This window comes from Pseudoalteromonas sp. 1CM17D (assembly GCF_023161805.1).
Classification (GTDB): domain Bacteria; phylum Pseudomonadota; class Gammaproteobacteria; order Enterobacterales; family Alteromonadaceae; genus Pseudoalteromonas; species Pseudoalteromonas atlantica.
Genome location: NZ_JALNTP010000003.1, coordinates 37,615 through 51,687, shown reverse-complemented (window position 1 = coordinate 51,687; position 14,073 = coordinate 37,615). Strand labels below are relative to the sequence as shown.

Below are 14,073 nucleotides of genomic sequence, written 5' to 3'. Positions count from 1 at the left end.
TACGTTTTTTATATCCAGGGAATTTAAGCCACGTATTTACACGGGATCTCCGCACGTGTACTTGGCTTTAAAATATATTCCATTGCTACTTCGTCACAGTTTTCTTTACGAAGGCAAAGTTCGCAATCTTTCATTACCTTCTCTGGTAACGATTCTTTACTACAAAAAGTAAAACGTTGCTGTTCAAAAAAGTCTGGCACACGGGTTAGTACAATAACGCGATTAAGCGCCAATTTTTTGGCTTTTGCTAATAAGTGCTCTACAAGCTGCCTACCCTGCCCAGTTACCGCGCTTTGTGGATCTATGCCTAAAGAGCGTATTTCAGCAAGCCCCGTGTCGTAAATGTATAACGATGCACATCCCGACACTTTGCCGTTTATTTCTGTTACTGCAAATTCATTAATTGAATGCACCATGTCGCTTTTAGCACGCGGCAAGTTTTCACCTACCGTAGCCCAGTGCTGTATCAGCCTAGCAATATCTTCAACATCATCTAAATTTGCATCACGAACCGTTATTTGCTGTTTTTTTTTGGCTTCTTTAACCGCTTTAGTAACTTGTTCAATAGATGTACCGCCAAGCGCTTGACGTGCTTTAATACAGGCATCTATTTCAAGTACTGGGTAAACGTCATCTTCAAATACGTCATTAACCGATTTGTACTGCTCAAGCGAAAGCTCTTCAAGAGTTTTACCTTCGCTTATAGCAAGCTGCACAAGTACACCCACAATGTGGTGGCCTTCTCTAAATGGCACACCTTTAGCTACTAAGTAGTCTGCAAGCTCTGTTGCATTAGCATGGCCACCTTTTGCTGCTGCAAGCGTTTTATCGCCGTTTACTTTTACGCCTTTGATACACGCTTGCGCCATGTGAATACAGGCAAGCCAAGTTGGCATAGCGTCAAAAAGACCTTCTTTGTCTTCTTGCATATCTTTATTGTACGCAAGAGGGAGTGCTTTTAAGGTCATCATCATGGCACTAAACGCGCCAAATACACGGCCCGTTTTACCACGAATAAGCTCTAGTGCATCAGGGTTCTTTTTCTGCGGCATTAACGATGAGCCAGAGGTAACATTATCAGCAAGCTCTATAAATCCGGCTTCACCAGAGTTATAAAATATTAAATCTTCAGCCATACGTGATAAGTGAATCATCGAAATAGAGGCACAGCTTAAAAGCTCTACTACAAAATCACGGTCAGATACGCCATCAAGGCTGTTTTTAGTTGCGCCAGTAAAGCCCAGGCCTTGCGCCAAAGCTTGGCGATCAATTGGGTAGGCAGTACCTGCTAGTGCACCACTGCCTAGAGGGCAAAAATTAAAACGCGCTTTGGCATCTTGCAAGCGGCTTTCATCACGCTCTAGCATTTCTACATAAGCCATACACCAATGGCTAAACAGTACAGGTTGAGCACGTTGTAAATGAGTGTAGCCTGGCAATATAGTGCCCAGCTCGCGCTCAGCTAACGCCACAAACTCAGCTTTTAGTGCAGCAATTGCACCGAGTAAATGATCGGCAGTATCGCGGCACCATAATCTAAAGTCAGTGGCTACTTGGTCATTACGGCTTCGGCCTGTGTGTAGCTTTTTAGCTAAATCACCTACTTTTTCGATTAGTGCAGCTTCTACGTGCGAGTGAATGTCTTCTGCACCTGAGGTTGCCACTGCTTGTGGATCTGCTTTTACTTCTTCAAGCAGTTCATTTAGTGCTGCAACCAATTTGGTGTGCTCATCGCTTGTAAGTACATTTACTTGCTCAAGCGCACCTGCCCATGCCACAGAGCCAATAATATCTTGCTCTGCTAACTGATAATCGAACGGAAGTGAGTCGTTAAATTGTTTAAACGCCTCATCTGGACCCGTAGAAAAACGTCCGCCCCATAATGCCATGAAATCTCTCCAAACCCTGTAATGCCCCTTATACAAGGGGCTATAAATAATTTACTTTTTAGCCATTGCTGAAATTCTGCTCGAAAGCGAGAATAAACGAATAAAGCCTTCAGCATGTGACTGGTCATATACGTCGTCTTCACCAAATGTAGCAAAGTCTTCGCTGTATAAGCTATTAGGTGATTTTTTCTGAACGGCTGTTACTTGGCCTTTGTAAAGCTTAAGTACAACTTCACCTGTAGCAAGTGTAGAAAGCGCTTCTGCGCCCGCTAAAATAGAATCTTTTAGAGGTGTAAACCAACGACCGTCATAGACTAAATGCGAAAACTCACCGCCCAGTACTTCTTTCCACTTACGGCTTGATTTATCAAGTACTAGCTCGTCAATGGCTTGCAGTGCCGCCATAATAACGGTGCCACCAGGTGTTTCGTAACAGCCGCGCGATTTCATGCCTACTAAACGGTTTTCTACAATATCTACACGGCCAACACCATGTGGCGCAGCAATGTCGTTTAATTTAACTAAACAGTCGTAAGGCTTAAGCTGCTCGCCATTTACGGCAACCACTTCACCCTCAATAACCGTAAGCGTTACATGCTCAGCTTTATCGGGTGCTTGCTCTGGTGAATTAGTCCAGGTCCAAACTTGGTCACTAGGCTCACACCATGGATCTTCAAGCTCGCCACCTTCGTGCGAAATATGCCATGCGTTAGCATCACGGCTGTAAATTTTTGTTGCTGAAGCAGAACACGGAATATCACGCTCAGCCAAGTAATCTAATAATGATTCACGGCTTGATAAATCCCACTCACGCCATGGTGCAATTACTTTTAAATCGGGTGCAAGCGCTGCAAAACATGATTCAAAACGTACTTGGTCATTACCTTTACCAGTACAACCATGCGAAAGTGCATCGGCACCTACTTTACGTGCAATTTCAACTTGCGCTTTAGCAATAATAGGGCGCGCCATAGACGTACCTAATAAATAAGTACCTTCGTAAATAGAACCCGTTTTAAGCGTTGGGTAAATGTACTCACTTACCATTTCATCTTTTAAGTCAACTACGTAACACTCAGATGCGCCTGATGCGATGGCTTTTTCTTCAACGCCTTCAAGCTCTTCAGCGCCTTGGCCTACATCGGCTACAAAGGCAATTACTTCACAACCGTAGTTTTCTTTTAACCATGGCACGATAGCTGAAGTATCAAGACCACCTGAATAGGCTAAAACGACTTTTTTAATTGAACTCATAGGTGTTCCTTAACAAAATTTGGATTTAGTAATGTAACTAGCAGAGCATTTTGCGCATGCATGCGATTTTCTGCTTGTTGAATAATTTTAGATGCTGGGCCATCCATTACCTCAGAGGTAATTTCAAACTCACGGTGTGCCGGTTGGCAATGTAATACCGTAGTCGCACCTGTTTGTTCTAGCAATGCTTGGTTTAGCTGATATGGCATGTATTTTTCTTTAACTTGTTCAAGAGGCGTTTCATCGCCCATAGACACCCACGTATCTGCATATACAACATTAGCGCCTACAGCGGCTTCTACACGGTCGCTTACCATTACTGATGCGCCGTTCATTGCAGCAATTTGCTCAGCCTTTTTAAGAATTTGCGAATCAGGCGAGCTGCCTTTTGGTGTAACAGCAACAAAATCTGTACCTAGCGTTGCCGCTAATAACATAAGTGAATGAGTAACGTTGTTACCTTCACCTAAGTAAGCCACTTTTAGCTCGCTCACATCGCCGTGTACTTCTTGTAGCGTTAAAAAATCAGCCAATGCTTGGCACGGGTGATATAAATCACACAAGCTATTAACGACAGGTACACTAGAGTATTCACCTAAGGTGGTTAACGTGCTGTGCTGGTTTACACGCGCTACAATACCATCAGCCCACGTAGAAATATTAAGTGCAAAATCTTTTACAGATTCACGTGCACCCATAGCGCCGTTTTGCTGATCTAAATACACAGCGTGGCCGCCTAAACGGTTAATTCCAATATCAAACGATAAACGCGTACGTAAACTTTGCTTTTCAAATAAGGTAACAATTGACTTGCCTGCTAATACTTGGCTGTACTTTTCTGGCTTTGCTTTTAAATCACGCGCTAGTTTTAGTAAATTTAGTGCGCCTTGTTGGTCTAATTCTAGACCCGTTAAAAAATTCTCTAACATGATAACCCTATGGTGTAATTTTTGTTCCGACATGCTCGCCCTGTAGCAAAGCAGTTAAATTGTCTGGCTTTTGCCAGCTGGAAATATACACACCGCGTCGTAAATGTTGGGCAGCGTGCAGGCTGGTCTTAACTTTGACCTCCATTCCGCCCAGAATTACCCCTTCATCAATTAAAGTATCAATGTGTTTTGTGTCAAGTTGATGTAACGGCTGCTTGTTTGCATCAAGTACTGCTTCTACATCTGTCATAAAAATAAGTTCTGCATTTAAGTTGCTAGCAATCGCTGCGGCAGCTTCATCAGCATTAACGTTATACCAGTTACCTTGCTCATCAAACCCAATAGAGCTCACGATAGGTAACCGACCAAGCTTAAGTAAATCGTTAACAATTGAATCATCATTACTTTCGCACTTACCTACTTGCCCAAGCGCTTTTAGCTTTTGAGACGCCATAACTCCGGCTTCATACAAACAAAGACCAACAGGTTTATGGCCTGCATTAATAGCTTGGCTTACCAGCTGCTTATTTGCACAGCCAGCCAGCGCCCCCACTATGTAAGGCATTTGCTCACTTGGGCTAATACGCAGTCCTTGGTGCTTTGCACTAGCAAAGCCTGCTTGTTTTAGCCAAGTGTCAACTAACGAGCCACCACCATGAACAATAACAAACTGATTATTTTGATCAGCGCTTAATACGTCAAACAAAGCTTTTGCCGCGTTTTCTGTATTAAGTACAGCACCACCTAATTTAATTACCCACGTTTTAGTGCTCATTAAAAGGCTCCTTTTAAGCCAGTGGTGTGATCTAAATTCATTGATAAGTTAATACATTGCAAGGCTTGGCCCGCAGCGCCTTTTAATAGATTATCTATCGCTGCCATAACAATCAGTTGAGTACCTTGCTGCTGCCAACCAATATCTACATACGGTTGTTTTACCACGCTTTTAATAGATGGCACCTTATCAGCTAACAAACGAATCAACGGCTCGTTTTTAAGTACTTGATAAGCATCAGATACGTTTTCCTTGGTAACGCCTGGCTTAAGCTGTACATAAATAGTTTCTAAAATTCCACGCGGAAAATTACCTAAGTGCGGTGTAAATAACACCTTGTGGCCAAGGTGTTGTTCAATTTCAGGCCCATGACGATGGTTAAATAAACCATATGGGGCAAGCGATACTTCACAAAAGTGAGTACCTACGCTGGCTTTACGCCCTGCGCCAGTAACACCTGAAACAGCATTAATAATCACTTTTTCATCACTCAACAAGCCAGCCTGTTGCAACGGCTTTAACGCATTAAGCGCAGCGGTTGGGTAACAGCCGGCTACTGCCACAAGATTTGCATTGGTAATTGCACTGCTATTCCATTCAGCTAATCCGTAGGCTGCTTCGTTTAATAACTCAGGATGTTGGTGCTCAAAACCATAGTAAGTAACATAGTCGTCGTTGCTGGCAAGGCGGTAACCACCTGATAGGTCAAATATTTTTTTACCCATTGCTAAAAACTGCGGGGCTAAATCAACACTTACTTTGTGATCAGTACATAAGCAGATGTAATCGGCACTCGAATTTATGTCATCAAACGCTGATTCGTTAAGTGGTAGTAGAGGAATATCAAGAAGATTTCTATGCTCTGGGTATAAATCACTTAATAATTTATGTTTATCTAAACTTCCCTCAGAGACATAACAGCCCGATAACGTTAAATTAGGGTGCTTAGCAACTAAGCTTGCTAATTCTGCGCCGCTATAACCGCTTGCGCCAATAATCGCTACATTCATTTTTTACTCGTTTATAAATTTACTACTAAATAGGTGTGGTGTTCGCTTACACTAGCTTAGATGCTAGCTAATACTTTTCTCAATGAATTGTTGATTATCGTCGCATTATCTTCATGGCTATACTTAATATATTTATGCTTAAAAAGTGAATTGATATTCATCATAAATACTTTTATATTGTTATGCAATTAAATTGAATAATTATTTTGGATTTTTTTATGTCTTTGCCGTCATTTATCTCTATGTACCAACAACTCATTGCAGCCCCCTCTATTAGTGCAATAGAAGATGAGCTTTGTATGAGTAATAAAGGGGTAATAGAGTTGCTAGCACGTTGGTGCGAAAGTTTAGGTTTTACTTGCGAAATTATAGAGTTAGAAGATGGAAAAGGCCGATACAACCTACTTGCTAAGCGGGGGGAAGGCGATGGCGGCTTAATGCTTGCAGGCCATACAGACACCGTACCGTATGACGATAGCCGCTGGAGCCACGACCCGTTTAAACTCACTGAACATAACAATAACTTATATGGGTTAGGTAGTATTGATATGAAAGGCTTTTTTGCTTTTGTATTACAAGCTATTAGTGAGCTTGATATAAAACAGCAAACACAACCTATTTTAATACTCGCCACTGCCGATGAAGAAACCACCATGGCGGGAGCGCAGCAAATTTGTAAGCATCCTAATTTAAAACCTGCGCGTTGTATTATTGGTGAACCTACTGATATGACTCCTGTATTTACTCATAAAGGACATATGAGCACGGCTATAAGAGTGATTGGCCGCTCAGGTCATAGTTCCGATCCCGAACGTGGTCTTAACGCCATCGAAGTCATGCATAAAGTGATTACAAAGTTGCTGATCTTAAAAGAGCAGTTAAAGAATAAATATTCAGTTGAACATTTTGAAATACCTTACCCTACCTTAAATTTAGGTAATATTCATGGAGGCGACAACGCAAATCGAATTTGTGGCTGCTGCGAAATGCACATAGACATGCGCCCGCTCCCAGGGTTAAGCATTAAAGACTTACAAGCTTTACTTATTGATGCTACCAGCGATATAAACGCGCAATACCCAAGCGCAGTGAGCGTAATTGATTTACACGAGCCCATTCCAGCTTTTAGTGGCAGTACTGATAGCGCACTCGTTAAAATGGCAGAAAAAACTGCAGGGGAAAAAGCCGTTGCAGTAAATTACTGCACAGAAGCTCCGTTTATTCAGCAACTTGGCTGTGAAACAATAGTCATGGGGCCAGGCTCAATTAATCAAGCCCACCAACCTGATGAATTTTTAGCAATGGAGAAAATAAACCCATCGCAAAAAATTATAACTGACATTATTAGGGCAAACTGCTTTAACGCTTAAAAAGAAGACTGTATTAAAAACTCACAGCAAAAATAACAAAGGCGCCCGTTGGCGCCTTTGTTTTAGTTTATACCTAGGCGTTACTGCATATACTTACTTAAGTACTTTTTAAATACAGGGTCTGTTTTAGCAAGCTCTTTTTGCTCAGCTAAAATCTCTTTTAATATAACACCCGATGTGAGCGGATTAGCCAATACCACTCTAAATACCACTGTCGGCTGATTATCGTATTTTGACGGGGTTAAGCGAGTACGCGATACAAACGAGCGTCCTGATTCACGTTGGCGTTTTTGCATACTGGCAGTAAAGCGATTGAGCGACGCGAAAATTTCTAATCGTGTTGCGGCATCTGCTTGAGCTATGGCTTGTTTAATTTGTTTAGGCACATAGCGGTATGTAAGCAAACACAGCTCAGGCTCTGAAATCAGCTCAAAGTCTTCATCGGCTTTAATTAAATCAGCAAAGTAATGTGCTTTTTTGATACTACGATCAATAAGCATTTCGTAACCCTTGCGACCAATAACGCGTAAGCAAGCATGTACTAACATAGCCATACCTGGGCGGCTGCCTTCGAGTGTATGGCTTCCTAAATCTTTTGAACCTTTACGTAATATGTACTCTGCATGGTGCTCTATTGCATCCGTAGCAGTTGGGTCTTTAAATAATACCAAGCCTGCACCCATTGGCACATACATTTGTTTGTGTGCATCAATGGTAATTGAATCTGCGCGCTCAATTCCTTTTAATAATGGGCGATGCGTTTGCGATAAAAGCGTTGCCCCACCCCACGCTGCATCAACGTGAAAATGGCAGTTTATTTGCTGCGCTAAATCGGCCATATCATTAAGAGGGTCGATATTACCGGTCTCGGTTGTACCAGCAACCCCTACAATTGCCATAACTTTTATGCCTTGCGATTCAAGCTCTAAAGCTTTTTCGCGCATGGCATTCACATCAACCTTGTTATTTTCGCAGGTTTTTACACCAATTAAATTTTCACGGCCGATGCCTAGTAAATCAATTGATTTACCTAAAGAGTAATGCCCTCGCTCCGACACTAAAACAGCCAGCCCTTTGTAGCCATAATGCAGCATACCGGCTACGAGCCCTTGAGCGGCAATACCTTTAAAGCTGCCGTCAGGTTTTAATAAGCGGTTACGCGCAATCCACAGTGCCGTTATGTTTGCAACTGTACCACCGGAACAAAAAGCACCGAGTGATGTTTTAGCACTGTGCATCCATTTTGAATAAAACGACTCATTTTGCGAGTAAGCTAAATGATGCATCATGCCAAGCACTTGGCGCTCTAGGGGCGTAAATGCTTTTGAGGTTTCTATTTTTACTAGGTTTTGATTAAGCCCCACCATCAATTTTGAAAGCGGTAGTAAAAAATGCGGAAGAGCCGATGTCATATGCCCAATAAAGCTAGGCGCAGCCGTGTGTACCGAATGGGCAACTAGCTGCTCCATAATATCTTGGGCGTAAGCAGATACAAACGTTGGGTTTTCTGGGATCACCGCAGCCTGAAAATCTTTTTCAATTTCGTGTAATGGTTTTTCAATTGCCGCTATATTTTCGTTTAAAAACCCTGCTAAATTACTCGAAATTTCAAGCTCAATTTTGCTTAAAGTTGAGTCTGGCGCTTCAGGTACAGTAAATATACGCTTAAGGCTTTCTTTAGAGGCGACGGCACAACGCTTTTGATCCATCTTTATACCTAGTGTGTGTGTAGCTAAAACACGCGTTTAACAGTTAAAAATGCCAAACTATGGCGCTATTATAAGCAGCGTGCTTCTTTTAAAAATTGCGCTAACTTTACTGCAATATAAGTAAAATGTCTCCCTTTAAGCCATAAAAGCGACTAAACGGATGACAAATATTGTAAAAAAATTTCAATAATAGGATTTTATTAAAAAGTCACATTTTAGTTTTGGGCAAATTGCATTTATGCGTATACTTAATATGTGTAACAATAAGGGACAAGTATGCTCACAGGGAAATTAAAAGGGAAGTGGTTTATAGCTGGCTTTACATTGTTTTTGGTCAGTTTATTAGTCTATGTTTATTACACCTATAGCTCAGCGCGTAGCGAAATAATGCACGCTGTCGATGAGCGCCTTCTAAATGCCGCCACCAGCGTAAAACATATTTTAGGGCAAAGTTACCACGATAGAATTAGCCAAGGTTACGATATTGGTTTTTCGGTTTACCAAACTAAAAGTAAACAACTCTCAGAGCTTGCACAAGCGCTTGATATAGCTTACGTCTATTCGATGATCATGCGCGATAACAAAGTTTATTTTACCTCATCCAGCTACACTAAAGACGATCAAGAAAATGCGCGGGTTACGCAATTTCTTGATTTATACCCAGAGGCCACCGACATTAACAGGGGCGCGTTTTATTCTACCGAGCCTGTTTTTGAACAATCTAGCGACCAATGGGGTGATTTTAAAACTGTTTTTATTCCCTTTGTAGATAAATATGGTACTACCTACATTACGGGTGCCGACATAACCTTAGATGATTTAAATAAAAAGCTTCAATACAGCGTCACTAAAGCCATAATAACGGCGTGTTTTTTCTTTTTTATTGCGGTACTGGTTGCAGCTATTTATATATATTTGTTAAAGCGTACCCTAACAACAGATGCCAGTACGGGCTTTGCCAATCATATTGCGCTTAAGTACTTTATCAAAAAGAGTAATTCACACCACATGCAGCTTGCCATTATTTGGGTGAACGAAATTGAAGATATTAATAGCTTTTATGGCACTCAAGTTGGCGACAGTGTAATGAAAAACTTGCTCAGTCATTATCAAATTCGCAGCCCGCAAAGCTGTAAAGTATATCGCCTTGCTACCAATAAAATTGTCGTTCTTACCCCTAAAAGCTTTAAAAGCAGCGAACTGAGCGATTTAGTTGAGTCGTATAACGCAAACAGCCCTGTATTAACAAACCCATTTATTTATATAACTTACTGCGCAGGTATCGCCAATGGTAATAAATCACAACTGATTGAAAACGCGCACATTGCAACGCTTCAGGCTAAACACGGCCGCGGTAAGGTTGTTAGCTACTCAAAAGTAATGAGCGATGTAAAAAACCAGTATCAATACAATGTAAGCCTTGCCAAAGAGGTTCAAGAAGCATTTGATAACAACCGCATAGTGCCTTATTTTCAGGCTATGTTTAACACCACCAATAATGAAGTTGTACATTACGAATGCTTAGCCAGAATGGTGACTAAAAATGGCGAAATTTTAAAACCCGACTCATTTTTAAATGTAGTGAGCCGCTCAAGAATGGGCGGACTACTAACGCGCACGCTATTTAGCCAATGTATAGAGCGGTTTAGAAAAACAGATATATACTGGAGCTTAAATATAAGCGATAAAGATATACTCGACCCTAGTTTGAGTGAATACATTGCTAACGAGCTTAAGCGCTACCCGCACCCAGAAAACATCACGCTTGGCCTTTTAGAGTCACACGCTATTACTAATTTTTTAGAGGTTAAAACATTTATTTCTATGGTAAAAACCAAAGGGGTGAATGTCATTATTACTGGTTTTGGTAGTGGTTATTCAAATATTTCGAATGCGCTAAAGCTTGAAGTAAACGGTATAAAATTCGACGGCGCATTAGTAAAACAAGCAGTAAGTGATGAAAATATAGCATTATTTATTGAGCATACAGTTCATGCTGCAAAGCAACTTGGTTTAACGCTCATGGCAGAGTCGGTAGAAAATATAAGTATTGAAAATGCGCTTAAAAATGTAGATGTGGCGCTGATGCAAGGCAATTACTTTGCTTACCCAGCGCCACATGTTAACTCATCAAGCCAAGAGGAAGTGGCCGTTTAAAGATCTATCACTAAACGATGGCTTTGTTGGCCGCTGGCCCAGTATTTACGCTCAAACGGAGTAATTGCTTCGTTTGACTCATACAGCGTTACCTCACAAGGATGACCAGTTAGTTCAAGCGCTCTGGCAAACTCTTTTACATAAATATCCCAGTTGCTGCGCACCTCTAAACGTCCGCCTAGCTTAACAATAAACGGAAAAATAGCCGCGCCGTGCCACCTACGTTGGATATGCTTAGATTTAGGCCATGGGTTAGGATAAAGCAAATAATGATGAGTAGGCTGCCAATTAGCAGCCACAGCTAAACGCCAAAAGTCGTTTAAGTCAGCTTGTACCAAAATGTACTGGCCGCTGTCTGTTTGTTTATATTCAACATCGTGCTTATCTAAGCGGTGTGACGATTTATCAATACCAATAATTAATGCATCTGGGTGGCGCTTAGCTAAATTAGCCGAGCTCTCTCCTACTCCACAACATGAGTCTATAATAAGCGGTCCATTAAAAGCTTGAACCTGCTCATTGACTTCATCAAACGCTTGTTGAGTGTGCTCAGCAATAGGCTTTTTAAACTCTGCGTTTAAATGCTTGTTAACGATTTCATCAATCTTTTCGTGTATACCCGCCTGATTAGATACAATACTGCGTGAATTTGCATCGCTCATTAATGTCTAAGCCCCACACCTTTTTTAATTAACGTTAGCGCTAAAGTAAATAGCACCGTAATAAATACTAATATAACGCCAAGCGCGACACTTAAATCAACATCCGACACGCCTAAAAAGCCATAACGAAACGCATTAACCATATAAATAATTGGGTTTATTTGCGATACATTTTGCCAAAACTCTGGCAGTAGCGTAATTGAATAAAATACGCCGCCTAAGTATGTTAGCGGCGTTAAAATAAAGGTTGGGATAATACTAATATCGTCAAAACTATTGGCGTAAATAGCGTTAATTAAACCACCGAGTGCAAACACCGCTGAGGTTAAAATTACCGTCGCCATAATTACAAATATATTGTGTATTTGAATATCCACAAACAACAGTGATACACAGGTAACAATAAAGCCCACCATCATGCCGCGGGTCATACCGCCGCCCATATAACCAAGTACAATTATGTAATTAGGCACAGGCGCAACCAATAGCTCTTCAATACTTTTTTGAAACTTGGTTGAATAAAAACTAGAAGCAACATTAGAATATGAGTTGGTAATAACCGACATCATTATTAGCCCCGGAACAATAAATTCCATGTAGCTAAAACCACCCATTTCACCAATACGTGAGCCAATTAAATTACCAAAAATAACAAAGTATAAACTCATCGTAATCGCCGGCGGTACTAAGGTTTGCACCCAAATACGTAAAAAACGAATACACTCTTTAATCCATAAACTCTTTAAGGCTACGCCATATTTAAACATTTATTCGCCCCGCCCTTGCTCTAGTAATCCTACAAATAACTCTTCTAATCTGTTTGCTTTATTACGCATACTCAAAACAGTGTTGCCTTGCTCGGTTAGCGCACTGAAAACTGCATTTAAGCCTTGAGATTTAGCCACTTCAACTTCTATGGTGTGCTCATCAGGCATGCTAAACGAGTACCCCTCAAGGGTAACTGGCTGTGCTGGCTGTTTTAAATCGAGCACAAAGGTTTCTTTATCAAGCTTAGCTAGTAACGCTTTTATAGTGGTGTTTTCAACAATACGGCCAGTATCAATAATGGCGATGTTTTTACATAACAACTCAGCTTCTTCAAGGTAATGCGTGGTTAAAATAATCGTTACGCCTTGCTCATTAATTTGGCGTAAAAAGTCCCACATTGAGCGGCGCAGCTCTATATCAACCCCTGCAGTGGGTTCATCTAATATTAGTAGCTTTGGCTCATGCATTAATGCGCGGGCAATCATTAAACGGCGTTTCATACCCCCAGAAAGCGTACGTGCTTGCTTGTCTTTTTTTTCTAATAAGCCAAGCTGAGTTAAATATTTATCGGCACGCTTATGCGCTTCTGCACGGGTAACACCGTAGTAGCCTGCTTGATTTACCAATATTTGGCCAAGCGTTTCAAACTGACTAAAGTTAAACTCTTGTGGGACAAGCCCTAAATGCGCTTTAGCAGCTTCAAGGTCGGTATCGATGTTGTGACCAAACACTTCCACCTTACCTTGTGTTTTATTCACCAAGGACGATATAACACCAATAGTGGTCGACTTACCGGCACCATTTGGGCCAAGCAAGGCAAAAAAGTCGCCTTCAAAAACTTGTAAATCAACACCTTTCACGGCCTCTACACCGTTTTTATAAACCTTGGTCAGGCCTTCTATATTTAAAGCAACATTTTGCTTATTCATTATTTACCCTCACCATAACCCCAACGTTTAGTTAGGTTATGTTCAATGTTTAAATGATCTAAAATTCGCGCCACCATAAAATCAACTAAGTCTTCAATACGTTGTGGCTTGTGATAAAAACCAGGCGCAGCGGGCATAATAGTGACCCCTAAACGCGCAAGCTTTAACATATTCTCAAGGTGAATTTCGCTAAAGGGCGTTTCGCGTGGCACTAAAATTAATTGCCCTCGCTCTTTAATAACTACATCGGCTGCACGCTCGAGTAGGTTATCTGATGCTCCGAGCGCAATAGCAGACACAGACCCTGCACTGCACGGGCATACTACCATTTTTTTAGGGGCCGCAGAGCCTGAAGCTACAGGGCTAAACCAGTTATCTTTACCAAATACTTTTAACTGCTCTGGCTTGGCATTAAATAAAGCGCTTAACTGCTCGGTTGCTTTATCTTCATTAGCTGAGAGTTTAATGTTTGACTCTGTATCAAGCACCACGCGCGCAGCACTTGATATAAGTACATACACTTGAAATTGCTGCGCGAGTAATACTTCAAGCAATCTTAAACCGTAAGGCGCGCCTGAAGCACCACTAAACGCCAGTGTAATTTTATCTTTAAACTGCACA

At 41.3% G+C, this 14,073-nt stretch carries 12 protein-coding genes; 2 read left to right on the top strand and 10 right to left on the bottom strand.

Annotated elements, in window-relative coordinates:
• Positions 1 to 23: 23 nt before the first annotated feature.
• Genes argH through argC form a run of 5 tightly spaced genes read right to left on the bottom strand, consistent with a single transcriptional unit; the run spans position 24 to position 5,857 of the window.
• Positions 24 to 1,889, bottom strand: coding sequence for an argininosuccinate lyase (gene argH, locus MSC25_RS06780; RefSeq protein ID WP_248442940.1), 1,866 nt, complete (start codon positions 1,887 to 1,889; stop codon positions 24 to 26).
• A gap of 51 nt (positions 1,890 to 1,940) precedes the next feature.
• Positions 1,941 to 3,143: an argininosuccinate synthase gene (locus tag MSC25_RS06775; protein ID WP_004588532.1), complete on the bottom strand. Its 1,203-nt coding sequence runs from the start codon at positions 3,141 to 3,143 to the stop codon at positions 1,941 to 1,943.
• Positions 3,140 to 4,072: an ornithine carbamoyltransferase gene (locus tag MSC25_RS06770; protein ID WP_248442939.1), complete on the bottom strand. Its 933-nt coding sequence runs from the start codon at positions 4,070 to 4,072 to the stop codon at positions 3,140 to 3,142. The genes MSC25_RS06775 and MSC25_RS06770 overlap by 4 nt, the downstream gene beginning before the upstream one ends.
• Before the next feature lie 7 nt (positions 4,073 to 4,079).
• Positions 4,080 to 4,847: an acetylglutamate kinase gene (gene argB, locus MSC25_RS06765; protein WP_024034342.1), complete on the bottom strand. Its 768-nt coding sequence runs from the start codon at positions 4,845 to 4,847 to the stop codon at positions 4,080 to 4,082.
• Positions 4,847 to 5,857: an N-acetyl-gamma-glutamyl-phosphate reductase gene (gene argC, locus MSC25_RS06760; RefSeq protein ID WP_248442938.1), complete on the bottom strand. Its 1,011-nt coding sequence runs from the start codon at positions 5,855 to 5,857 to the stop codon at positions 4,847 to 4,849. Before argC ends, argB begins: the two co-directional genes overlap by 1 nt.
• Positions 5,858 to 6,075: 218 nt before the next feature.
• On the opposite strand from argC, the gene argE reads away from it, so the two are divergent.
• A complete protein-coding gene (argE, locus tag MSC25_RS06755) occupies positions 6,076 to 7,227 on the top strand; it encodes an acetylornithine deacetylase (protein WP_248442937.1) in 1,152 nt (383 codons plus the stop codon).
• Between the two features lie 80 nt (positions 7,228 to 7,307).
• Here argE and panP read toward each other — a convergent pair whose 3' ends face one another.
• The gene (gene panP, locus MSC25_RS06750) at positions 7,308 to 8,936 is read right to left on the bottom strand and encodes a pyridoxal-dependent aspartate 1-decarboxylase PanP (RefSeq protein WP_248442936.1); all 1,629 of its coding nucleotides are present in this window, start codon (positions 8,934 to 8,936) and stop codon (positions 7,308 to 7,310) included.
• A 276-nt stretch (positions 8,937 to 9,212) separates the two neighbouring features.
• On the opposite strand from panP, the gene MSC25_RS06745 reads away from it, so the two are divergent.
• On the top strand, positions 9,213 to 11,093 hold the full coding sequence (locus MSC25_RS06745; protein WP_248442935.1) for a GGDEF domain-containing protein: 1,881 nt from the start codon (positions 9,213 to 9,215) through the stop codon (positions 11,091 to 11,093).
• Here MSC25_RS06745 and MSC25_RS06740 read toward each other — a convergent pair.
• Genes MSC25_RS06740 through MSC25_RS06725 form a run of 4 tightly spaced genes read right to left on the bottom strand, consistent with a single transcriptional unit; the run spans position 11,090 to position 14,072 of the window.
• Positions 11,090 to 11,755, bottom strand: a complete 666-nt coding sequence (locus MSC25_RS06740) for a methyltransferase SAM dependent (RefSeq protein ID WP_004588539.1) — start codon at positions 11,753 to 11,755, stop codon at positions 11,090 to 11,092. The two genes, MSC25_RS06745 and MSC25_RS06740, sit on opposite strands and share 4 nt — an antisense overlap.
• A complete protein-coding gene (locus MSC25_RS06735; protein ID WP_004588540.1) occupies positions 11,755 to 12,522 on the bottom strand; it encodes an ABC transporter permease in 768 nt (255 codons plus the stop codon). Before MSC25_RS06735 ends, MSC25_RS06740 begins: the two co-directional genes overlap by 1 nt.
• Positions 12,523 to 13,452, bottom strand: a complete 930-nt coding sequence (locus MSC25_RS06730; RefSeq protein WP_004588541.1) for an ABC transporter ATP-binding protein — start codon at positions 13,450 to 13,452, stop codon at positions 12,523 to 12,525.
• Positions 13,452 to 14,072 carry a flavin prenyltransferase UbiX gene (locus MSC25_RS06725; protein ID WP_004588542.1) on the bottom strand — a complete coding sequence of 207 codons (621 nt, stop codon included), beginning with the start codon at positions 14,070 to 14,072 and terminating at the stop codon, positions 13,452 to 13,454. Before MSC25_RS06725 ends, MSC25_RS06730 begins: the two co-directional genes overlap by 1 nt.
• Between the last annotated feature and the right edge of the window lies 1 nt (position 14,073).